The 22,453-nt window shown below is 52.7% G+C and carries 13 protein-coding genes; 12 read left to right on the forward strand and 1 reads right to left on the reverse strand.

The features are described from left to right. The first annotated feature begins 146 nt into the window (after positions 1–146). From ndk to ACJHWR_RS12335, 12 genes are all read left to right on the forward strand, one after another. Positions 147–578, forward strand: coding sequence for a nucleoside-diphosphate kinase (gene ndk, locus ACJHWR_RS12280; RefSeq protein ID WP_000963841.1), 432 nt, complete (start codon positions 147–149; stop codon positions 576–578). A 149-nt stretch (positions 579–727) separates the two neighbouring features. After that, positions 728–1,882 carry a bifunctional tRNA (adenosine(37)-C2)-methyltransferase TrmG/ribosomal RNA large subunit methyltransferase RlmN gene (locus ACJHWR_RS12285; RefSeq protein WP_000003317.1) on the forward strand — a complete coding sequence of 385 codons (1,155 nt, stop codon included), beginning with the start codon at positions 728–730 and terminating at the stop codon, positions 1,880–1,882. Positions 1,883–2,166: 284 nt separating this feature from the next. After that, positions 2,167–3,177 (forward strand): cytoskeleton protein RodZ, encoded by a 1,011-nt coding sequence (rodZ, locus tag ACJHWR_RS12290; RefSeq protein ID WP_001090830.1) that lies wholly within the window; start codon positions 2,167–2,169, stop codon positions 3,175–3,177. Between the two features lie 26 nt (positions 3,178–3,203). Continuing rightward, positions 3,204–4,322, forward strand: coding sequence for a flavodoxin-dependent (E)-4-hydroxy-3-methylbut-2-enyl-diphosphate synthase (gene ispG / locus ACJHWR_RS12295; protein ID WP_000551813.1), 1,119 nt, complete (start codon positions 3,204–3,206; stop codon positions 4,320–4,322). Between the two features lie 110 nt (positions 4,323–4,432). Next, entirely contained in the window at positions 4,433–5,707 is a 1,275-nt protein-coding gene (gene hisS / locus ACJHWR_RS12300; RefSeq protein ID WP_001107167.1) for a histidine--tRNA ligase, read from the forward strand. Positions 5,708–5,724: 17 nt separating this feature from the next. Beyond that, a complete protein-coding gene (gene yfgM / locus ACJHWR_RS12305) occupies positions 5,725–6,345 on the forward strand; it encodes an ancillary SecYEG translocon subunit YfgM (RefSeq protein WP_000409205.1) in 621 nt (206 codons plus the stop codon). A 10-nt stretch (positions 6,346–6,355) separates the two neighbouring features. Further along, a complete protein-coding gene (gene bamB / locus ACJHWR_RS12310) occupies positions 6,356–7,534 on the forward strand; it encodes an outer membrane protein assembly factor BamB (RefSeq protein WP_001177032.1) in 1,179 nt (392 codons plus the stop codon). A gap of 117 nt (positions 7,535–7,651) precedes the next feature. Beyond that, complete coding sequence (der, locus tag ACJHWR_RS12315; protein WP_001309661.1) at positions 7,652–9,124, forward strand: ribosome biogenesis GTPase Der; 1,473 nt, start codon at positions 7,652–7,654, stop codon at positions 9,122–9,124. Positions 9,125–9,186: 62 nt separating this feature from the next. Further along, complete coding sequence (locus tag ACJHWR_RS12320) at positions 9,187–9,402, forward strand: zinc ribbon domain-containing protein (RefSeq protein WP_001196900.1); 216 nt, start codon at positions 9,187–9,189, stop codon at positions 9,400–9,402. Between the two features lie 209 nt (positions 9,403–9,611). After that, the gene (gene sinH, locus ACJHWR_RS12325) at positions 9,612–11,786 is read left to right on the forward strand and encodes an intimin-like inverse autotransporter SinH (RefSeq protein WP_012311748.1); all 2,175 of its coding nucleotides are present in this window, start codon (positions 9,612–9,614) and stop codon (positions 11,784–11,786) included. Positions 11,787–11,841: 55 nt separating this feature from the next. Then, the gene (locus ACJHWR_RS12330) at positions 11,842–12,834 is read left to right on the forward strand and encodes a SinI family autotransporter-associated protein (RefSeq protein WP_000802332.1); all 993 of its coding nucleotides are present in this window, start codon (positions 11,842–11,844) and stop codon (positions 12,832–12,834) included. Between the two features lie 109 nt (positions 12,835–12,943). Next, positions 12,944–21,019, forward strand: a complete 8,076-nt coding sequence (locus ACJHWR_RS12335; protein WP_410226699.1) for an adhesion domain-containing protein — start codon at positions 12,944–12,946, stop codon at positions 21,017–21,019. Positions 21,020–21,072: 53 nt separating this feature from the next. Here ACJHWR_RS12335 and xseA read toward each other — a convergent pair whose 3' ends face one another. Beyond that, on the reverse strand, positions 21,073–22,440 hold the full coding sequence (gene xseA / locus ACJHWR_RS12340) for an exodeoxyribonuclease VII large subunit (protein WP_000937902.1): 1,368 nt from the start codon (positions 22,438–22,440) through the stop codon (positions 21,073–21,075). Positions 22,441–22,453: the final 13 nt, after the last annotated feature.

Here is a 22,453-nt window from a genome sequence, read left to right on the forward strand (position 1 = left end):
TGTTTTGTCCCTGATTGTTGCTTAAACTGGGTTTATTTTAAAAAAATGTTACCTTCATCAATAGTCAACGGCTCTGTTGCTCATTATAATCCGCGCCATCTCGTACGCTGGTACAGACAACAACAGAACAATTTACAGAGGTAAAAATGGCTATTGAACGTACTTTTTCCATCATCAAACCGAACGCGGTAGCAAAAAACGTGATTGGTAGTATCTTTGCGCGCTTTGAAGCTGCAGGGTTCAAAATTGTCGGCACCAAAATGCTGCACCTGACCGTTGAACAGGCTCGTGGCTTTTATGCTGAACACGATGGAAAACCGTTCTTTGATGGTCTGGTTGAATTCATGACTTCTGGCCCGATCGTTGTTTCCGTGCTGGAAGGTGAAAATGCTGTTCAGCGTCACCGCGATCTGCTGGGCGCGACCAATCCGGCAAACGCACTGGCCGGTACTCTGCGTGCTGATTACGCTGACAGCCTGACCGAAAATGGTACCCACGGTTCTGATTCCGTCGAATCTGCCGCTCGCGAAATCGCTTATTTCTTCGGCGAAGGCGAAGTGTGCCCGCGCACCCGTTAATAATTTCGTAAATGCCGCGTGCAAACGTGGCATCCGTGCGCCAGAATTTGTACAATGCAGCGCCCCCGGACGAGCAGCCGCTCACCGGGGCGTTTCTTTTTTCAACCCTCCAGGGGCCATAACGTGTAATAACGAGGCCGGAATAGCATATGTCTGAACAATTAGTCACACCTGAAAACGTCACCACTAAAGATGGAAAAATCAACCTGCTGGATCTCAACCGTCAGCAGATGCGGGAGTTTTTTAAAGATTTAGGTGAAAAACCCTTCCGCGCCGATCAGGTGATGAAGTGGATGTATCACTATTGCTGCGACAACTTTGATGAGATGACCGACATCAATAAAGTGTTGCGCGGCAAACTGAAAGAGGTGGCGGAAATCCGTGCACCGGAAGTGGTTGAAGAACAGCGTTCATCTGACGGCACCATTAAATGGGCGATCGCCGTTGGCGATCAACGCGTCGAAACGGTGTATATCCCGGAAGACGACCGCGCAACGCTCTGCGTCTCTTCGCAGGTGGGGTGTGCGCTGGAGTGTAAATTCTGTTCCACCGCCCAGCAGGGCTTTAACCGCAACCTGCGGGTATCGGAAATTATCGGCCAGGTGTGGCGTGCGGCGAAAATCGTCGGCGCAGCAAAAGTCACCGGTCAGCGCCCAATCACTAACGTCGTGATGATGGGTATGGGCGAGCCGCTGCTCAACCTGAACAATGTCGTTCCGGCGATGGAGATCATGTTGGATGACTTTGGTTTTGGTCTGTCTAAACGTCGCGTCACGCTTTCCACTTCCGGTGTAGTTCCGGCGCTGGATAAACTGGGCGATATGATCGACGTTGCACTGGCAATTTCCCTGCACGCGCCGAACGACGAAATTCGTGACGAAATTGTGCCGATCAACAAAAAGTACAATATCGAAACGTTCCTTGCGGCGGTGCGCCGTTATCTGGAGAAATCCAACGCCAATCAGGGCCGAGTCACTATTGAATACGTGATGCTTGACCACGTTAACGACGGCACTGAACACGCGCACCAACTGGCGGAGCTACTGAAAGATACGCCGTGTAAGATCAACCTGATCCCGTGGAACCCGTTCCCTGGCGCGCCGTATGGACGCAGTTCGAACAGCCGTATCGACCGTTTCTCAAAAGTGCTGATGAGCTACGGTTTCACCACTATTGTGCGTAAAACTCGTGGTGATGATATCGATGCTGCCTGTGGTCAGTTGGCGGGCGATGTTATCGACCGTACGAAACGTACCCTGCGTAAACGGATGCAGGGTGAAGCCATCGATATTAAAGCGGTCTGATAGCCATTACGCCACGGTTACTTTATGTACCGTGGCGTAATCTTTTATGAATGAAGTATTAAGTTGCAATTCTCTGGTCAATATTAACGGTGCGTTTTTGCTGACTTTAAGGCAGTATGTAACGATGCAACAGTAAGTTAGCCTTAGTGAATGTGGGCTTTGTCACGAGCACACAGACGGTCTTATACTGTATGATAACGGTTAACTTAACGGATGTTTCGCGGTGTGGGTGAGCATGATGGTTCACCGGCATCTCAATTCTCATTTAAACGTACCTGCAGCGAATGAATACTGAAGCCACGCACGACCAAAATGAAGCACTTACTACCGGCGCTCGCCTGCGTAATGCTCGCGAACAACTAGGACTTAGTCAGCAGGCCGTTGCTGAGCGACTTTGCCTGAAGGTTTCCACGGTACGCGACATTGAAGAAGATAAGGCACCTGCCGATCTTGCTTCAACATTCCTGCGCGGATATATCCGCTCTTATGCGCGTCTGGTACATATTCCAGAAGAAGAACTGCTACCGGGGCTGGAAAAACAGGCTCCACTACGAGCTGCAAAAGTTGCGCCGATGCAGAGTTTTTCCCTCGGTAAACGCCGCAAAAAACGTGACGGCTGGCTGATGACCTTCACCTGGCTGGTGTTGTTTGTGGTTATTGGCCTGAGCGGTGCCTGGTGGTGGCAAGACCACAAAGCTCAGCAGGAAGAGATCACCACTATGGCCGATCAATCTTCTGCGGAACTGAATAATAATCAAAGCCAGAGTGTACCGTTAGATACGTCGACAACCACAGATCAGGCTATGGCGACCACGCCGACATCACCTGTGGATACCACCGCAACTAACACGCAAACACCTGCCGCGACGACGGCTCCATCGCCAACCGTCGATTCACAACAGAATGCGGTTGTTCCACCTTCGCAGGCAAATGTTGATACCGCTGCGACTCCGGCACCAGCGGCAACAACAATGCCAGATGGTGCTGCGCCGTTGCCAACCGATCAGGCAGGCGTGACTACGCCGGCGGCTGATCCGAATGCGCTGGTGATGAACTTTACTGCCGATTGCTGGCTGGAGGTTACTGATGCTACCGGTAAAAAACTGTTTAGCGGTATGCAGCGTAAAGACGGTAATTTGAACTTAACCGGCCAGGCACCGTACAAACTGAAAATTGGTGCGCCAGCCGCAGTACAGATCCAGTATCAAGGGAAACCTGTCGATCTGAGTCGTTTTATCAGAACTAACCAGGTTGCGCGTCTGACCCTCAATGCCGAACAATCACCGGCGCAGTAACAGACGGGTAACGCGGGAGATTTTTCATGCATAACCAGGCTCCAATTCAACGTAGAAAATCAACACGTATTTACGTTGGGAATGTGCCGATTGGCGATGGTGCTCCCATCGCCGTACAGTCCATGACCAATACGCGTACGACAGACGTCGAAGCAACGGTCAATCAAATCAAGGCGCTGGAACGTGTTGGCGCTGATATCGTCCGTGTCTCCGTACCGACGATGGACGCGGCAGAAGCGTTCAAACTCATCAAACAGCAGGTTAACGTGCCGCTGGTGGCTGACATCCACTTCGACTATCGCATTGCGCTGAAAGTAGCGGAATACGGCGTCGATTGTCTGCGTATTAACCCTGGCAATATCGGTAATGAAGAGCGTATTCGCATGGTGGTTGACTGTGCGCGCGATAAAAACATTCCGATCCGTATTGGCGTTAACGCCGGATCGCTGGAAAAAGATCTGCAAGAAAAGTATGGCGAACCGACGCCGCAGGCGTTGCTGGAATCTGCCATGCGTCATGTTGATCATCTCGATCGCCTGAACTTCGAACAGTTCAAAGTCAGCGTGAAAGCGTCAGACGTCTTCCTCGCTGTTGAGTCTTATCGTTTGCTGGCAAAACAGATCGATCAGCCGCTGCATCTGGGGATCACCGAAGCGGGTGGTGCGCGCAGCGGGGCGGTTAAATCCGCCATTGGTTTAGGTCTGCTGCTGTCTGAAGGCATCGGCGACACGCTGCGCGTATCGCTGGCGGCCGATCCGGTCGAAGAGATCAAAGTCGGTTTCGATATTTTGAAATCGCTGCGTATCCGTTCGCGCGGGATCAACTTCATCGCCTGCCCGACCTGTTCGCGTCAGGAATTTGATGTTATCGGTACGGTTAACGCGCTGGAGCAACGCCTGGAAGATATCATCACTCCGATGGACGTTTCGATTATCGGCTGCGTGGTGAATGGCCCAGGTGAGGCGCTGGTTTCTACACTCGGCGTCACCGGCGGCAACAAGAAAAGCGGCCTCTATGAAGATGGCGTGCGCAAAGACCGTCTGGACAACAACGATATGATCGATCAGCTGGAAGCGCGCATTCGTGCGAAAGCCAGTCAGCTGGACGAAGCGCGTCGAATTGACGTTCAGCAGGTTGAAAAATAATAACGTGATGGGAAGCGCCTCGCTTCCCGTGTATGATTGAACCCGCATGGCTCCCGAAACATTGAGGGAAGCGTTGAGGGTTCATTTTTATATTCAGAAAGAGAATAAACGTGGCAAAAAACATTCAAGCCATTCGCGGCATGAACGATTACCTGCCTGGCGAAACGGCCATCTGGCAGCGCATTGAAGGCACACTGAAAAACGTGCTCGGCAGCTACGGTTACAGTGAAATCCGCTTGCCGATTGTAGAGCAGACCCCGCTATTCAAACGTGCGATTGGTGAAGTCACCGACGTGGTTGAAAAAGAGATGTACACCTTTGAGGATCGCAATGGCGACAGCCTGACTCTGCGCCCTGAAGGGACGGCGGGCTGTGTACGCGCCGGCATCGAGCATGGTCTTCTGTACAATCAGGAACAGCGTCTGTGGTATATCGGGCCGATGTTCCGTCACGAGCGTCCGCAGAAAGGGCGTTATCGTCAGTTCCATCAGTTGGGCTGCGAAGTTTTCGGTCTGCAAGGTCCGGATATCGACGCTGAATTGATTATGCTCACCGCCCGCTGGTGGCGCGCGCTGGGTATCTCCGAGCACGTAACTCTTGAGCTGAACTCTATCGGTTCGCTGGAAGCACGCGCCAATTACCGCGATGCGCTGGTGGCATTCCTTGAGCAGCATAAAGAAAAGCTGGACGAAGACTGCAAACGCCGCATGTACACTAACCCGCTGCGCGTGCTGGATTCAAAAAATCCGGAAGTGCAGGCGCTTCTCAACGACGCTCCGGCATTAGGCGATTATCTGGACGAGGAATCTCGTGAGCATTTTGCCGGTCTGTGCAAACTGCTTGAGAGCGCGGGGATCGCTTACACCGTCAACCAGCGTCTGGTGCGTGGTCTGGATTACTATAACCGTACCGTTTTCGAGTGGGTGACTAACAGCCTCGGTTCCCAGGGCACCGTGTGTGCAGGCGGTCGTTATGACGGTCTGGTGGAACAACTGGGCGGTCGTGCAACACCGGCTGTCGGTTTTGCGATGGGCCTCGAACGTCTTGTATTGTTAGTACAGGCCGTTAATCCGGAATTTAAAGCCGATCCTGTTGTCGATATATACCTGGTGGCTTCAGGTGCTGATACACAATCTGCGGCTATGGCATTAGCTGAGCGTCTGCGTGATGAATTACCGGGCGTGAAATTGATGACCAACCACGGCGGCGGCAACTTTAAGAAACAGTTTGCCCGTGCTGATAAATGGGGTGCCCGCGTTGCTGTGGTGCTGGGTGAGTCTGAAGTGGCTAACGGCACAGCAGTAGTGAAGGATTTGCGCTCTGGTGAGCAAACGGCAGTTGCGCAGGATAGCGTAGCCGCGCATTTGCGCACGTTACTGGGTTAAGGAAGGAGAAGGACAGCGTGGAAATTTACGAGAACGAAAACGACCAGGTTGAAGCGGTTAAACGCTTTTTTGCTGAAAATGGCAAAGCACTGGCTGTTGGGGTGATTTTGGGCGTTGGCGCACTGATTGGCTGGCGCTACTGGAACAGCCATCAGGTTGATTCTGCACGCTCCGCTTCTCTTGCCTATCAAAATGCGGTTACCGCAGTGAGCGAAGGCAAACCGGATAGCATCCCGGCGGCGGAAAAATTTGCTGCTGAAAATAAAAATACTTATGGTGCGCTGGCTTCTTTGGAACTTGCGCAGCAATTTGTTGACAAAAATGAACTAGAGAAAGCTGCCGCCCAGTTACAACAGGGGCTGGCAGACACGAGCGATGAAAATCTCAAAGCCGTGATAAATCTGCGTCTTGCTCGCGTTCAGGTACAGCTCAAGCAGGCTGATGCCGCGCTGAAAACCCTTGATACCATCAAAGGTGAAGGGTGGGCTGCCATTGTTGCCGACCTGCGTGGTGAAGCATTGCTGAGCAAAGGTGATAAGCAAGGTGCGCGTAGTGCATGGGAAGCAGGCGTGAAAAGCGATGTTACCCCGGCACTGAGCGAAATGATGCAGATGAAAATTAATAATTTGTCCATCTGAGAGGGACCCGATGCAATTGCGTAAATTACTGCTGCCAGGACTGCTTTCCGTTACCCTTTTAAGCGGCTGTTCGCTGTTTAACAGCGAAGAAGATGTGGTAAAGATGTCCCCATTGCCAACCGTTGAAAACCAGTTTACGCCGTCTACTGCGTGGAGCACTTCCGTTGGTAGCGGCATTGGCAACTTCTATTCCAATCTTCATCCGGCACTGGCGGACAACGTTGTCTATGCTGCGGACCGCGCTGGTTTAGTAAAAGCGCTGAATGCGGATGACGGCAAAGAAATCTGGTCTGTCAACCTGGCCGAGAAAGATGGCTGGTTCTCTAAAGATCCTGCATTACTTTCTGGCGGCGTGACCGTGTCTGGTGGGCATGTCTACATTGGCACCGAAAAGGCGCAGGTTTACGCGCTGAATACCAGCGATGGTACTGTGGCATGGCAAACTAAAGTCGCGGGTGAAGCACTTTCGCGCCCGGTGGTCAGCGACGGTCTGGTGTTAATCCACACCAGTAACGGTCAGTTACAAGCGCTGAACGAAGCTGACGGCGCTGTCAAATGGACAGTTAACCTCGATATGCCTTCGCTCTCTTTGCGTGGCGAGTCTGCGCCGGCAACGGCTTTTGGTGCGGCCGTCGTGGGTGGCGATAATGGTCGCGTCAGCGCAGTGCTGATGGAACAGGGCCAGATGATTTGGCAGCAGCGTATTTCCCAGGCGACCGGTTCTACCGAAATTGACCGTCTGAGCGATGTTGACACGACACCCGTCGTTGTTAACGGCGTTGTTTTCGCGCTGGCCTATAATGGTAACCTGACGGCGCTTGATCTGCGCAGTGGTCAGATTATGTGGAAACGCGAACTGGGTTCGGTGAATGATTTCATCGTCGACGGCAATCGCATCTATCTGGTCGATCAAAATGACCGGGTGATGGCGTTGACCATTGATGGCGGCGTTACGCTGTGGACACAAAGCGATCTGCTGCATCGCCTGCTGACTTCTCCGGTGCTGTATAATGGCAACCTGGTGGTAGGTGACAGTGAAGGTTATCTGCACTGGATTAACGTCGAAGATGGTCGTTTCGTTGCCCAGCAAAAAGTTGATAGTTCCGGTTTCCAGACTGAACCGGTTGCCGCTGACGGCAAACTGCTGATCCAGGCAAAAGACGGAACCGTGTACTCTATTACACGTTAATCGTCTCTGTCGTTCACTTTGAAAACGGCTCCTGGACAGGGGCCGTTTTCCTGTTTTTAACAACGACACGAATATAGCGTGCGTTGTCTGATGATTTATAAAAATGAGGCTTTAAACATGGTACCTGTGGTCGCGCTTGTCGGGCGCCCTAACGTAGGAAAATCCACGTTATTTAACCGTCTAACTCGCACCCGAGATGCGCTGGTTGCGGATTTCCCGGGTCTGACTCGTGACCGTAAGTACGGTCGTGCGGAAATTGAAGGCCGTGAGTTTATCTGCATTGATACCGGCGGGATTGATGGCACAGAAGACGGTGTAGAAACCCGCATGGCGGAACAGTCGCTGCTGGCGATTGAAGAAGCGGACGTCGTACTGTTTATGGTGGATGCGCGCGCGGGCCTGATGCCGGCGGATGAAGCGATTGCTAAACATCTGCGCTCCCGTGAAAAACCGACCTTCCTGGTGGCAAACAAAACTGACGGTCTGGATCCCGATCAGGCAGTGGTTGATTTCTACTCGCTTGGTTTAGGTGAAATCTACCCGATCGCCGCGTCTCACGGTCGTGGCGTATTAAGTCTGCTGGAGCACGTGCTGCTGCCGTGGATGGAAGATCTCGCACCGCAAGAAGAAGTCGACGAAGACGCCGAATACTGGGCGCAATTTGAAGCGGAAGAGAACGGCGAAGAAGAAGAGGAAGACGACTTCGACCCGCAAAGTCTGCCGATCAAACTGGCGATTGTGGGTCGTCCGAACGTCGGTAAGTCTACACTCACTAACCGTATTCTTGGTGAAGAGCGCGTTGTTGTTTACGACATGCCTGGCACGACGCGTGACAGTATCTACATTCCAATGGAACGCGACGGACGTGAGTATGTGCTCATTGACACCGCTGGCGTACGTAAACGCGGCAAAATCACCGATGCGGTAGAGAAGTTCTCGGTAATCAAAACGTTGCAGGCCATTGAAGATGCCAACGTGGTGATGTTGGTGATTGATGCGCGTGAAGGTATTTCCGATCAGGATCTCTCCTTGCTGGGCTTTATTCTCAATAGTGGGCGCTCACTTGTGATTGTAGTGAACAAGTGGGACGGCCTGAGCCAGGAAGTGAAAGAGCAGGTGAAAGAGACGCTGGACTTCCGTCTGGGCTTTATCGATTTTGCTCGTGTGCACTTTATCTCTGCCTTGCACGGCAGTGGTGTTGGTAACTTGTTTGAATCAGTACGTGAAGCGTATGACAGCTCCACCCGTCGTGTGGGGACCTCTATGCTGACGCGCATCATGACGATGGCTGTTGAAGATCACCAACCGCCGCTGGTACGCGGTCGTCGAGTGAAGCTGAAATATGCCCACGCCGGGGGTTATAACCCGCCGATTGTGGTGATTCACGGTAATCAGGTGAAAGACCTGCCTGATTCCTACAAGCGTTACCTGATGAACTACTTCCGCAAATCGCTGGACGTAATGGGATCGCCGATTCGTATTCAGTTCAAAGAAGGGGAAAACCCGTATGCGAACAAGCGTAATACCCTGACGCCGACTCAGATGCGCAAGCGTAAGCGTCTGATGAAGCACATCAAGAAAAGTAAGTAATCACTTATCTGGTTTCCCTTTCCACACGGAGAGGGAAACCGAATAACACGCGAGGAGTATTTATGGCACTCAACTGTCCAACCTGCAAAACCCCTCTCGAACGCAATGGCGGGACTGCTCACTGTGCAACTTGTGCCAAAGATTTCACCATTCAGGCTCTTTGTCCTGACTGCCACCAGCCATTGCAGGTATTAAAAGCATGCGGTGCGGTGGATTATTTCTGCCAATATGGGCACGGTTTAATTTCTAAAACACGCGTTGAATTTGTTATTGTGTAATATCATTTAAATATATGATTTTATCATTCATATTTATAATATGGATGATTATGCCATTTTTGTATTAGTTGAATTACTAATATGAGTGGAAAAAATCACTTATTTAAAAAATAATGATATATTTATCCTTTCTGGCATGCCTTTCTGAATAATCAGGGATACAATATTAAAGCTTATTTTTGACTTTATCATTGTCACAGGAAAAGTGCATGCTGCGATGGACACGCTGTATTATGCTAACATTTATCTCTGGGGCTGCTTTTGCGGCTCCAGAGATAAATGTTGAGCATAAAGAATCATTACCTGATTTAGGTAGTCAGGCCGCACAACAAGAAGAACAAACCAACAAGGGGAAATCGCTAAAAGAGCGTGGTGCCGATTACGTCATTAACTCCGCTACGCAAGGGTTTGAAAACCTGACACCCGAGGCGCTGGAGTCCCAGGCCAGAAGCTATCTGCAAAGTCAAATTACCTCTACGACACAATCTTATATTGAGGATACACTCTCCCCCTACGGTAAGGTTCGAACGAATCTTTCTCTTGGCCAGGGCGGCGATCTGGATGGCAGTTCCATCGACTATTTTGTTCCCTGGTATGATAATCAAACTACTGTTTATTTCAGCCAATTTTCTGCACAACGAAAAGAAGATCGTACGATCGGGAATATTGGGCTTGGTGTAAGACATAATTTTGATAAATGGTTGTTGGGTGGAAATATATTTTATGATTATGATTTTACCCGTGGGCATCGCCGTTTAGGTTTAGGTGTCGAAGCGTGGACTGATTATTTAAAATTCTCTGGCAACTATTATCACCCGCTTTCTGACTGGAAAGACTCCGAAGATTTCGATTTTTATGAGGAGCGTCCTGCGCGCGGCTGGGATATTCGCGCCGAAGCCTGGCTTCCCGCTTATCCGCAGCTTGGTGGTAAAATTGTTTTCGAACAGTATTACGGTAATGAAGTCGCGCTTTTTGGCACTGATAATCTGGAGAAAGATCCCTTCGCTGTCACGCTGGGTGTGAAATACCAGCCCGTTCCGCTCATTGCTGTCGGTACAGATTTCAAAGCTGGCACTGGCGATAATACCGATCTTTCTGTTAACGCAACGCTTAATTATCAGTTTGGCGTCCCGCTCAAAGACCAGCTTGATCCTGACAAAGTGAGCGCTGCTCACTCGCTTATGGGCAGCCGTCATGACTTTGTTGAACGTAACAACTTTATTGTTCTGGAATACAAAGAAAAAGATCCCCTCGACGTCACTTTGTGGCTGAAAGCCGACGCCACGAATGAACATCCCGAGTGCGTGATTAAAGATACGCCTGAAGAAGCTATCGGGCTGGAAAAATGTAAATGGACCATTAACGCGCTCATTAACCATCACTACAAAATCGTCGCTGCCTCCTGGCAGGCGAAAAACAATGCTGCACGTACGCTGGTGATGCCGGTTATCAAAGAAAACACGCTTACCGAAGGTAACAACAACCACTGGAATCTGGTGCTGCCTGCCTGGCAGTACAGTTCTGATAAAGCCGAACAAGAAAAACTCAATACCTGGCGGGTTCGTCTGGCGCTGGAAGATGAAAAAGGTAATCGACAGAATTCCGGCGTGGTGGAAATCACCGTTCAGCAGGATCGCAAAATTGAGCTCATCGTTAACAACATCGCCGATGTACCAGATGAGAACAATCACAGTCATGAAGCCAGCGCACAGGCCGATGGTGTAGATGGTGTGGTGATGGATCTCGATATTACTGATAGCTTTGGCGACAACACTGACCGCAACGGTAATGTCTTGCCGCAGGATAATCTCAACCCGCAGTTGTTTGACGCCAACGATAAAAAAGTGACGCTGACGAATAAACCCTGCACTACCGAGACTCCCTGTGTCTTTATCGCCAAACAAGATAAAGAAAAGGGGACCGTTACGCTCTCCAGTACATTGCCTGGCACCTTCCGTTGGAAGGCGAAAGCCGCTCCCTATGATGACAGTAACTATGTTGACGTAACGTTCCTGGGTTCTGACATCGGCGGGCTGAATGCCTTTATCTATCGTGTTGGTGCGGCTAAGCCCGTGAATCTTATCGGCAATAAAGAGCCGTTGCCTCTCAATAGCAGCTATCGCTTTGTGTTGTGGCGTGACGCTAACAAAGACGGCGTGTTCCAGCTATCAGAGAAATTCACTGAAGAGGAGATGAAACAGTATGACTATCAGTGGGAATTCACGGGACATAGCGTGAATGGCAATACCGGTGCGCAAGCCAATACCACTAACGCCGATATAGAGATCCCGGCAACGAACAAGGACGCGGCAACGAAGTTTAGTGCCCAGGTAACCGATGGCGTGCAGGGATACGGTTTGCAGGTCAATTACAGCAAGAAATAGGATCAGCGCCATGGCTGATCGGGCCACCGCTGAATGTTAACCAAGGAGAGTGTTTATGAAACCTCATATGAAACGTGGCCTGACAAGAGTCGCGCTGGCACTGATGCTGGCTGGATACTGTGCCGTGCCAGCCGCTATGGCGGAAGATGCCGCCTGGGTAGCCAGTGGGACGACCGCTGAATTCGAAGGGACCATACCCTGGCTTTATCGCGAGGGTGGGAATGCCACGATTAACTCGGATGATGCGGATCACATCAAAGTAACGTCTGATGGTAAAGGTACTCGTCCTTCAGGTAGCGAGACGGATAAACGCCTTTACTCAGGAGATACCATCACGTTGGGGTGGGATATCGGCGATACCGAAGGGGATATCGACGATGGTCCAGACGGTATTGATGCGAAAACGACAGCCACTATCAAATGGTACAGTTACAGCGATAATGCGGGTGGCGGTAAAACGGAGCTGACCGCAGCGGCAGGCAAGACGAGTTATAAACTCACTGATGACGAACGTGGGCGTTATATCGGTGTTGAAATCCAGCCCATCACCCAGACCGGTAATCCTTTCCAGGGAACATCGCTGACTCTGCTGGATATTTCAACGGCCAGCGGTGGCGGCAGCGATACGGATAATGTTGATCCTGGCCCGGTTGTGAACCAGAACCTGAAAGTTGCCATCTTCGAGAAAGGCACCAGTACCAACCTTATCGGTGGTAATACAGCCATTGCGCTTAACAAAACGTATGTGGCCAAACTGTACTCGGATGAAAACCAGAATGGTAAGTACGATGCGGGTACGGATGTGGACGTTACCGCTAACTACGACTTTGCGTGGGTCTTTAACGGTAACAGTAAACAACTTGCGGCGGCGGGCGGTATTGCCAACGCCAGCTTCGATAACAATGACATTGTTATTCCGCAAACTAACGAACAAGCAAGAACCAGCCTTAACGGTAGTGACCGTAATGGTAAGACCGGCCTTGCAATCCCGGCAAACGGCGACGGCGTTCAGGGCTATACGCTGTCTATCATTTACAAACACCACTAATGCGCACAACAGCATTCCCGTATGGGAATGCTGTTTTCCGCCTGTTTTGCTTAGCGACGCGTTAAGCAAAACGGGTTGACGTTTTGTTTATCATGCTGGAGTTTTCTACATGTCGGTATGTCTGAAACCAGGAAAAATCATTGTGCTTCTGGGCATGTTGGCAGCCTTTATGCTGTCTGACTTTGCACGGGCAGGAGTGGAATGGCAGACATATCCTGGTTCTACAGGCGAGTTTAACGGTACAGTTCCTATTGCCGATAGCGCTAGCGTACCCGTTTATCAGGGAAGCGTTCAGCTTGATCCTGCTGCATCTCATGATGTGGCGTTTTCTGCTAAACCGAATGAATTTAGCGTTGACGATGACGCTGCTAACCTGATAGTCGCTAATCCTCAGGACAGTGAAGGCGACCAGTTTTCCACACCACCTGCGCTGCGCTGGGAAAACCAGACGCCGCCGACCGTCAGTCTGGTGTGGGCGGATGCCGCCACGCCGGATACGCCGCTCAACCCGCAGCCCATCGCCAACCGCAGCTTTTGCGCGCAAGGTCTGGCCGGGCGTTCGCTGGTGGCCTGGCCGCAGATAGATACACAACAAACCATTCCACTGCTTTACCTGCTGACCTCGACCGGTTATCCCTATGAGGGGACGGTGGCGCTGGCTGAACAGAAAGTGACGCTGAACATCGCGCCCGCACAGGGCGATTTAATTTCGGTGAGCGCCAGTGGTTATAACGAAACGATCGCGGCGGCAAAAACCACCGTTGGTGGCACTATCACGCTGACCGTCACCACCAAAGATTGTCAGGGCAACGTCGCGGGTAATATTCCGTTTATTATCAAACGTAAAGATGCCCAAAACCGTCAGGGCGCGGTGAATAATACCGCGCCGGTGGTGCTGGGGAGTACCGAGTTAACGACGACGGCAACCGAGTATCGTGGCACATCGGATGCCAACGGTACGGCAACCATCACGGTGACCCAACCTAACGGCCCCGGCGTCAAAACGCCGCTGGTGGCGAGTATTTCCGGCATTGCGCAAACCAGCGAAACGGCGGTGATTTTTACCGTACTTACCAGCCCGGACGTGGCGCAGGCCACGATGTGGGGCCATATGGCGGAAACGGTTGAGGCACACGGCTACACGTTCAGCAGGCCAAAACTGGCGGCGGAAGTCAGCAATGAAAATGCCACGGTCGTCGATCACAACGAAACCTGGTCCACTTTCACCTGGAGCGGGGCAGACAGCCATTGCACCGTGCTGCCGGGCATGCGCCATTTCGGCGCACTGGCGACGGTGATTCCCTCCACGGTACAGACTGTCCTTGGCTGGCCGATGCAGGATGATTATTACTGGACATCGCTGGCGGGCACTACCGGGCAGCACCATGCAGCGGATGTCTCTAACCGTGCTGAAGCGCAAAAGCCGGATAGCACCACGTTTCTTGTAAGCTGCGTGGACAAACCCGCGCCTGACGTCGAACCGAAAATCGTCCTTACGCCAGAAAACTATGATGATACGGCACAGGCGATGAAAGCGAAGGTGGGTGAGGATGCCACGATGCGTCTGACGATCACCGACAATAAAAACAACGATCAACCGCTGGCGTATTATTACTTCTCGCTGCATCTGGATGACGGCGTTAACCGTAAGAATCAAACCGACTCCGCCTGGGAAGCCCATCCGGTGCAGATTACTGGCGGCAGTAATTTTCGCCAGGTCGACGCACATACCTATGAAGGCATGACCGACGCCAACGGCCAGGCTTCGCTCACCCTGAGCCAGCCCGGCGGCGCGGGGGTGAAAACCCATATCACGGCGAAAATGCGCAGCGATTTTAACGCCACGGATGCCAAAGATGTGATTTTTACCGTAATCACCAGCCCGGACAGCGACAAAGCGCGGATGTGGGGCCATATGCGCGGCATTATTGAGTCCGGCAGTCTGTATAAACGCCCGTTGCTGGCGGATGAAACCGAGCATGAACTGGGAACAGTGCGGGAAAACAACGAAGACTGGGCGTTGTACGATCAAAACACCAGTATGCAGGCGGAATGCGGGGTGGGTCATATACCGCGTCAGAGCTCACTGGAAAGCCTGTTTTCAGCCCATCCCGGTAACGCGATTGGCACTGAGTATGGCTGGCCTACCGCACAACAGAGCTACCTAAGCGCGGTGGAGCAAGAAACGCATTCATCGGTGAATCTGGGGAACGGGAGCGTCGACAGCTATTCCGGCTTTAAGCAGAATTACCTCTCCTGTTCGGGTAATGAGATGGTAGCGAATGTTGAAGTCAGCACCGATCATGATGTGTCTGTTGGCACCCAAGCGCAAGCCAAAGTGGGTGACACCATCGTAATGACCGTGCGTACGATTAACGCGCTAAATAATTCCCCGGTACCCTTTAGCGCATTCACCATTACCAAAGGTATGGGATATAACCGAGCGGGACAGGTGAGCGGGTTTGATGACCCGAGTAGCGGCTCAATCACGATGGATAACTCGCAATATGGTACATCACAGCCATCGATGGTTTATGCGGGAACAACCGATGTCCGGGGCGTGGCGACGGTCGAGATTAAGCAACCACAGGGCGTCGGGCTAAAAACGGTGCTGAGCGTAACACCGGTAAATTCCTACCTGCCGAATACCGTTAACTACAGCGTTATTTTTACTACCCCAACCAGCCCGGACGTTTCCGGCGCGCAGATGTGGGGCCATATGGATGAAACGATTACCGTTGATTCATCAACCTTTACCCGGCCTAGGCTGGCGGCGGAAATCGCCAGCCCGGACGGAACCCTGACTGAAAATAACGAAATCTGGGCGCGCGTGAGCCAGGCCAATACGTCCAGTACCAGCAAAGGCGGCTGCGGCACCAATATGCTGCCGCGTCGCTCCCAGCTAAGCGCGTTGTATAGCGCCAACAGTGGTAATGCAGTGCAAACGACGCACGGCTGGCCAACGCAGCGTCAGCCCTACTGGAGCAGCTCTCCGGCGGATGTGACGCCGCACTTTTTCACGATAGCGCTGAACGATGGCGCACAAGCTATCGGCGGCGATACGCCGGTTTACGTCAGTTGCCTGACGACGGCGAACAAACCTGCCAGCAGCATTACGCTGGAGGTGGTTGATAAAGCGCAATGGAATGCCGGGAATAACGCGGCAACGCTGAAAAAAGGCGAAACGCTACAGGTTAAGGTGACGGTAAAAGATGCACAGGGCAACGCGTTAGCGGATATGCCATTTACCCTCAGTCGCGGTGATGGCTATACCCGTAGCGGCGAAAAACATATTGCCGGTAGCGGCGATGCGCTGGTGGCGCCGGTGGTGGTCAATGGCGGGCTGGCCGATGAAACAACGTTGAATGACACCGCAACGGTGTATACCGCCATGACCGGCAGTGACGGCAGCAAAATTCTTAATATTACCCGTCCGGATACCCACGGCACCAAAACGGCGCTGACGGCAACGCTTTACTCCGATGCGACGAAAAAAGACAGCCTGGACACGATCTTTACGGTGGTTACCAGCCCGGATAGCAGCCAGGCGAAAATGTGGGGGCATATGCCGGAAACGGTGACGGCTGAGGACGGTACGGTCTTTAAACGCCCGCGGTTACTGAAGGAACTGAGCAGTCAGACTGGGCGAACATCAACGCTTGAAGACAACGAAAACTGGGCGTTGTTTAACATTAATTATGCGAGCTCTTCCACGACGTATAGTGGCTGTGGAACCAACTATATTCCGACTCAGGCCGGTCTGACGTCACTGTTTGCTAATAATGCGGGCAACACCATGAAAACCGTGCAGGGCTGGCCGGTGGCAACGCGCTATTTGTCCAACACGTCCGACAATGGCAGCATGGAGCAGCGTAACTACAAGGCGGTCGATCTCAGCAATGGCACGAGTGCGGCAGTGTCATCAACGGCGCTGCAACTGCTGACCTGTCAGACTACACCGGTAACCACGGTGAGCCAAATCCTGCTGGAAGCGGCAGATCCGGCGACGCTGGATACCACCTATAACGTGGTAAAAGCGAAAAAAGGCGAAGAATCCGTGGTGCGCGTCACCACCAAAGATGCACAAGGCAACCTGGTGGGCAATACGGCATTTATCCTGACGCGTGCCAACAGCGTGAGTCGGGCTAATGCATCAGCGACGATGAGCGTGGGCTCGTTGACGGTGACGGATGCCTGGGGCAATACGCGAAATAATTTCCAGTCGACAAGTGAAACCATTTACGGCGTGACCGGTGCCGACGGGTCAACGACATTGACCCTGAAACAGGATAACAGTACCGGGTTAAGAACCGATCTCACGGCAAAACTGGATACGTCCAGCAGCGTCAAGGCAACGCTACCGGTGGTCTTTACCGTCGTGACCAGCCCGGATTCGCCAAAAGCGAATTTTTGGGGACATATGGCCGAAACGGTGGCGGCCTCCGATGGTTCAGTCTATAAACGCCCACTGTTGCTGGCAGAGCTGGCCAACACTGGCGGGCGACAAATCAGTTCAGAGAACGGGGAAAGCTGGGTACGATTCACCTGGAATCAGTCGACAGATCCTTCTGTAAGCGGCTGCGGCGTTGCGTATATGCCAACGTTGGCAGGCCTGCAAGCGTTGTATGACGCTAATAGTGGTAATGCAATGAGTACGGTACAGGGATGGCCGGTAAAAGCGACCTATCTCACCAATACCCCAAGTGACACGCAAACGGGGAGCCGTTACTACAATGTGGTGCAACTGGATTCTGGCGCAGCCTCGCAAATCACGACGAACACGGGTGTACTGCAAACCTGCCGTACAACGCCGTTGACGGCTGCCAGCCAGATTACGCTGGAGGCCGTGGATCCTGCGCAATTTGTCAGCATTGACAGCACGCTTAGCGCTGTCAAAGTGCAGAAAGGCGATAGCGTGCCGATCCGCATTTCGACTAAAGATGCGCAGGGCAATTTCGTCGGCAATACGCCGTTTGCCCTGAAACACGCGAACTCGATCAATCGTCAAAATGTGTCGTCATCGCAGAAAGTGTCGGTCACGACGGAGGTGGGTACGACGGTGGATACCAGTGCAACAACCACCCTGTATGGCGTAACCGGGCCAGACGGAACCACCACGATGACGCTCCGACAGGATGCGTCCACCGGGTTAAGAACCGACTTTTATGCCCTGTTGAACGATACCGGCGTGTCGTCGGACACCTTGCCGGTGATCTTTACCGTCATCACCAGCCCGGATACGCCGCTGGCGGCCAACTGGGGCCATATGGCGGAAACCTTTACCAGTAGCGAAGGCGTCACCTTCAAGCGGCCTTCCCTCAAAGCTGAACTCTCTGGCGGTACGGCCATAACGGTCAATAATGAAGTCTGGTCGCGCCTGACAGCGGCGGAGAAAGTGGATGCCAGCAAGGCCGGGTGTGATGAGACGTATCAACCGCTGGTGAATGACATGCAGGGGTTGTATGCGGATTACCCTAACGGCCAGTTAGGATCGGTGCTCGGCTTGCCGACGTCTGCCGGGTATTGGTGGGCCTACGACATGATGATGGTTTCTGGCAACTGGACTAATCAGGCATTTTCACCTGTTAATGGTCAGTTGATGCAGGCATCGTCCAGCTATACGGCGATCGTGATGTGTCTGGTAGAACCACATACGGAAGCAGCCACAATAGAGCTTACTTCAACGGCGCAGGACGCAGCAAAATCGGCCAGTAATGGTGGACGACCGAGCGCCGTAGCGAAGAAAGGCGAGACGATTCCGTTGACGGTGACCGTGCGTGATAGCGCCGGGAACCCGATGCCATATGCTGAGTTTACCCTCACGCGTGAAACGACGCTGGATCGCTCGAAAGCAACCGTTAACACGAGTGCGGACGACCTTACCGTAACGGCATTGGTACCCGCGAATACAAATAGTGTGTTGGCAGCAAGTGGAGCAAAACTGATCGGCACGACGGGCAGCGATGGCAAAGCGACCTTTGAGGTGAGTCAGAATGCGACGACCGGGCTGGCGACGCCGTTAACCGTGACGCTGGCGCGTGATACGACGAAAGCCGCCACGCTGGATGTTATCTATACGGTGATCACCAGCCCGGATTCGCCGAGTGCGAAATTCTGGGGGCATATGCCGGACACCTTTACCAGCTCGACGGGCGTCACCTTCAAACGACCGCTGCTGAAAGCAGAAACCAGCTCAGGCTCATCGATTAGCTCTAACGGCGAAGTTTGGTCATATATGAGCAACGCGCAAAATTTAACATCGACAGATTGCCCGCTCGAAAATCAACCGCGCAGTAATGAGCTGTTGGATTTGTATAGTGATCACCCGAACGGCACGCTAATGACCGACCTGGGGTTACCCGTATATGCAGGTAACTGGTGGGCCTATGATATGGTCATGCTGAGTGGAACGTCGTGGACTTATCAACTCATCAGCCTGAAAGACGGAACCATTACGCAGAAGGGGACAACCAGTGCGTTGATGCTTTGCCTGGCACAGCCGCATCCGGCCGGCGTCAGCGTAACATTGACGTCATCCGCACAGGATGACGCCAGAACCACCAGCAATGGCGGCCGTCCCAGCGCGTCAGCGAAAAAAGGTAACTCAATACCGATTGTGGTAACGGTAAAAGATCGTGATGGCAACCCGTTGGCGGGCGAAGCGGTGACGCTCAAACGTGATTCAGCGTTGAGCCGTTCAGGAACAATCGTGGGGACGCCAGCGAATGAAATAAAGTTGACGGAACTGACGCCCGTGTCGGCGACATTCCCGCTGGTTTCAAATGGTACACAATGGCTTGGTTTCACCGGTAGCGATGGTACGGCGACATTCAATGTTGAACAGCCTGATACTGTCGGCCTGGCAATCCCCTTTAACGCCATCCTGGCCCGTGACACGGCAAAGGTATCTACTCTGGATCTGATTTTTACCGTCCTCACCAGCCCGGATGCCGCATTAGCAACTTACTGGGGCCATATGCCGGATACCGTCACGGCGGAAAACGGTGCTGTCTTTGAGCGCCCTAAACTGTGGAAAGAGCTGCCGTCGACATCCGGGGTAAGTCAGATAACGAATAGCAATGAAGCCTGGCCAGTGTTTAACGCAACGCAGAGGGCTGACAGCAATCTCAGCCCTTGTGAAGCGGCGCGTCGACCATTGAGCGATGATTTAGAAGCGCTCTATACACGTTATCCAGGAAACACGATTACCGCGCAAATTGGCTGGCCTACGCAGTATGCATGGTGGGCGGTGGATAACTGGGAAGGGGGCAGTAATCCGCAGGCCGTCAGCCTGGTAAATGGTTCGAGAGGCCAATATAATCCCGCTCATCAGGCCTGCCTGGTTAACCCGCGTGCGAGCGTTTCCAGCGTCACGCTGACATCAACGGCGCTGGATGACGCCACACAGGCGGCGACGGTGAAAAAAGGCGACGCCGCGCCCATTGTCGTTACCGTAAAAGACAGCGCCGGGAAGCCGGTGCCGAATATCGCTTTTATCCTAAAACGCGGTGAGGCCGTGCCGCGTAACAGCGGGGCGACGCTGTATGGCGATGTGGATGCGATGGACGATTTGACTGTGCAACCTTCATCCGGTGCGGCAGTCACGTTGGCTGACAGTGGAAATACCATCGACGGAGTCACGGGAGCGGACGGTACGGCAAGCTTTACCGTTCGTCAGGATAATACGCCAGGATATAAAACGCCGTTGACGGTGACGCTGACGGATAACGCCACCATAACGGCGACGCTGGACACGATTTTCACCGTGCCGACCAGCCCGAATGTCGCCACGGCGTATTTCTGGGGTCATATGGCGGATACCGCCACGGTAAGTGGCAAGACGCTGCATCGCCCGCTATTAAAATCGGAGTTGCCGTCAGGCGCTACCGCAGCAGCAACGCCTGATGTAAATAATGAAACCTGGGCACTGGCGCATGTTATGGATTCCTCTAAATGGGATGTCGCGCAGCAGTGTGGCAGTATGAATAACGTGCCGAGCAGTGCCGAATTACAAACATTACACTCCGGCTTTAGCACATTGGGATGGCCGTCCTCGATAAGCTTCCCGTATTTATCTACTGATAAGGCTGGGTCGTTCTATTGTGGTGTTGATGAAGGCTCTGGCAGTCTCAACTGTGGCATTCAGCCTGCGAAAACGCCGGGGTTTGCAACCTGCTTCCAGTAACCTTATCCACCTTGTCAATATGAGGTTCCGAAAGCCTGATACGCAACGCGCTATCAGGCTTTTTTACGTGGCTTGCGGCTTTTCGTCACCGCACTCACTTCACTGATCACTACGCCATCGCCCAGGCGAGTGGTCAGTGTCTCACCCACTTTCACCTGCTTAACCTGTTTTAACACCGCGCCATCAGCGGCGCTGGTAACGCTATAACCGCGAGCGAGTGTGGACAGCGGACTCACCGCTTCGAGATGCGTTACTGCATTACCGAAACGTTCACGCGTGGCGCTAAGCTGTGCGCGCAGGGTTTCTGCTAAACGATATTCCAGTTGCTGAATGCGCGTTTGCGCGCGATGAATCTTCGGCTGTGGATTTTGCTGATTCAGCCGCTGTGTTAATCGCTGCTGGTGTTGCCCGGCACGCTTAAGCTGATTTTCCAGCGCAAAGCTCATCCGTTTTTGCAGGCGTTCAAGCATGGTTTGTTGGCGTGCCAGCCGGAGCTGTGGATGCTGCTGCTGCAAGCGATGATGGATCTGCGTAAAACGACGCGTGCGGTTGGCGAGATAATAATCCATCGCCATCTCCAGCCGTTGACGGGCCGATTGCACCTGGCGCAGTAATTCTTGCTGATTGCGGCTCACTACTTCAGCGGCGGCAGACGGCGTTGGCGCACGCAGATCAGCAACAAAGTCGGCAATCGTCACATCCGTCTCATGCCCGACGGCACTCACTACCGGAATGCGGCTGGCAAAAATCGCCCGCGCTACGCGTTCGTCGTTAAAACTCCATAAATCTTCCAGCGAACCGCCGCCGCGCCCGACGATTAATACGTCACACTCGTTGCGCTGATTCGCCAGTTCAATGGCGCGAACAATTTGCCCCGGCGCGTCATCGCCCTGAACGGCGGTGGGGTAGATGATCACCGGCAAAGACGGATCGCGACGTTTTAACACATGCAAAATATCATGTAGCGCAGCACCGGTTTTTGAGGTGATCACACCAACGCAATGCGCAGGGGAGGGGAGTGAATTTTTGTATTGCAGATCGAACAAACCTTCAGCCTGCAACTTCGCTTTAAGCTGTTCGTACTTCTGTTGCAGCAACCCTTCACCGGCAGGCTGCATACTCTCGACTATAATCTGATAATCGCCGCGCGGTTCATAGAGTGTAATATTGGCGCGCACTAAAACTTGTTGTCCGTGCTGCGGGCGAAAGGTCACCCGACGGTTGCTGTTGCGGAACATCGCACAGCGCACCTGGGCGGTGTCGTCTTTGAGCGTAAAATACCAGTGACCGGAAGCTGGTTGTGTGAAATTAGAGATTTCGCCGCTGATCCACACCTGTCCCATCTCATGCTCAAGCAGCAGACGAACCGTTTGATTCAGGCGACTAACGGTAAAAATTGCAGGGGATTGAGAAGGTAACATGTGAGCGAGATCA

This window comes from Escherichia sp. WS568 (assembly GCF_046486085.1).
Lineage (GTDB): Bacteria > Pseudomonadota > Gammaproteobacteria > Enterobacterales > Enterobacteriaceae > Escherichia > Escherichia coli.

What these genes read in the sequence shown, in the direction of transcription:
- ndk (WP_000963841.1), top strand. Translation starts at nt 147, where the DNA reads ATGGCTATTGAACGTACTTTTTCCATCATCAAACCGAACGCGGTAGCA.
- ACJHWR_RS12285 (WP_000003317.1), top strand. Translation starts at nt 728, where the DNA reads ATGTCTGAACAATTAGTCACACCTGAAAACGTCACCACTAAAGATGGA.
- rodZ (WP_001090830.1), top strand. Translation starts at nt 2,167, where the DNA reads ATGAATACTGAAGCCACGCACGACCAAAATGAAGCACTTACTACCGGC.
- ispG (WP_000551813.1), top strand. Translation starts at nt 3,204, where the DNA reads ATGCATAACCAGGCTCCAATTCAACGTAGAAAATCAACACGTATTTAC.
- bamB (WP_001177032.1), top strand. Translation starts at nt 6,356, where the DNA reads ATGCAATTGCGTAAATTACTGCTGCCAGGACTGCTTTCCGTTACCCTT.
- der (WP_001309661.1), top strand. Translation starts at nt 7,652, where the DNA reads ATGGTACCTGTGGTCGCGCTTGTCGGGCGCCCTAACGTAGGAAAATCC.
- ACJHWR_RS12320 (WP_001196900.1), top strand. Translation starts at nt 9,187, where the DNA reads ATGGCACTCAACTGTCCAACCTGCAAAACCCCTCTCGAACGCAATGGC.
- sinH (WP_012311748.1), top strand. Translation starts at nt 9,612, where the DNA reads ATGCTGCGATGGACACGCTGTATTATGCTAACATTTATCTCTGGGGCT.
- ACJHWR_RS12330 (WP_000802332.1), top strand. Translation starts at nt 11,842, where the DNA reads ATGAAACCTCATATGAAACGTGGCCTGACAAGAGTCGCGCTGGCACTG.
- ACJHWR_RS12335 (WP_410226699.1), top strand. Translation starts at nt 12,944, where the DNA reads ATGTCGGTATGTCTGAAACCAGGAAAAATCATTGTGCTTCTGGGCATG.
- xseA (WP_000937902.1), bottom strand. Translation starts at nt 22,440, where the DNA reads ATGTTACCTTCTCAATCCCCTGCAATTTTTACCGTTAGTCGCCTGAAT.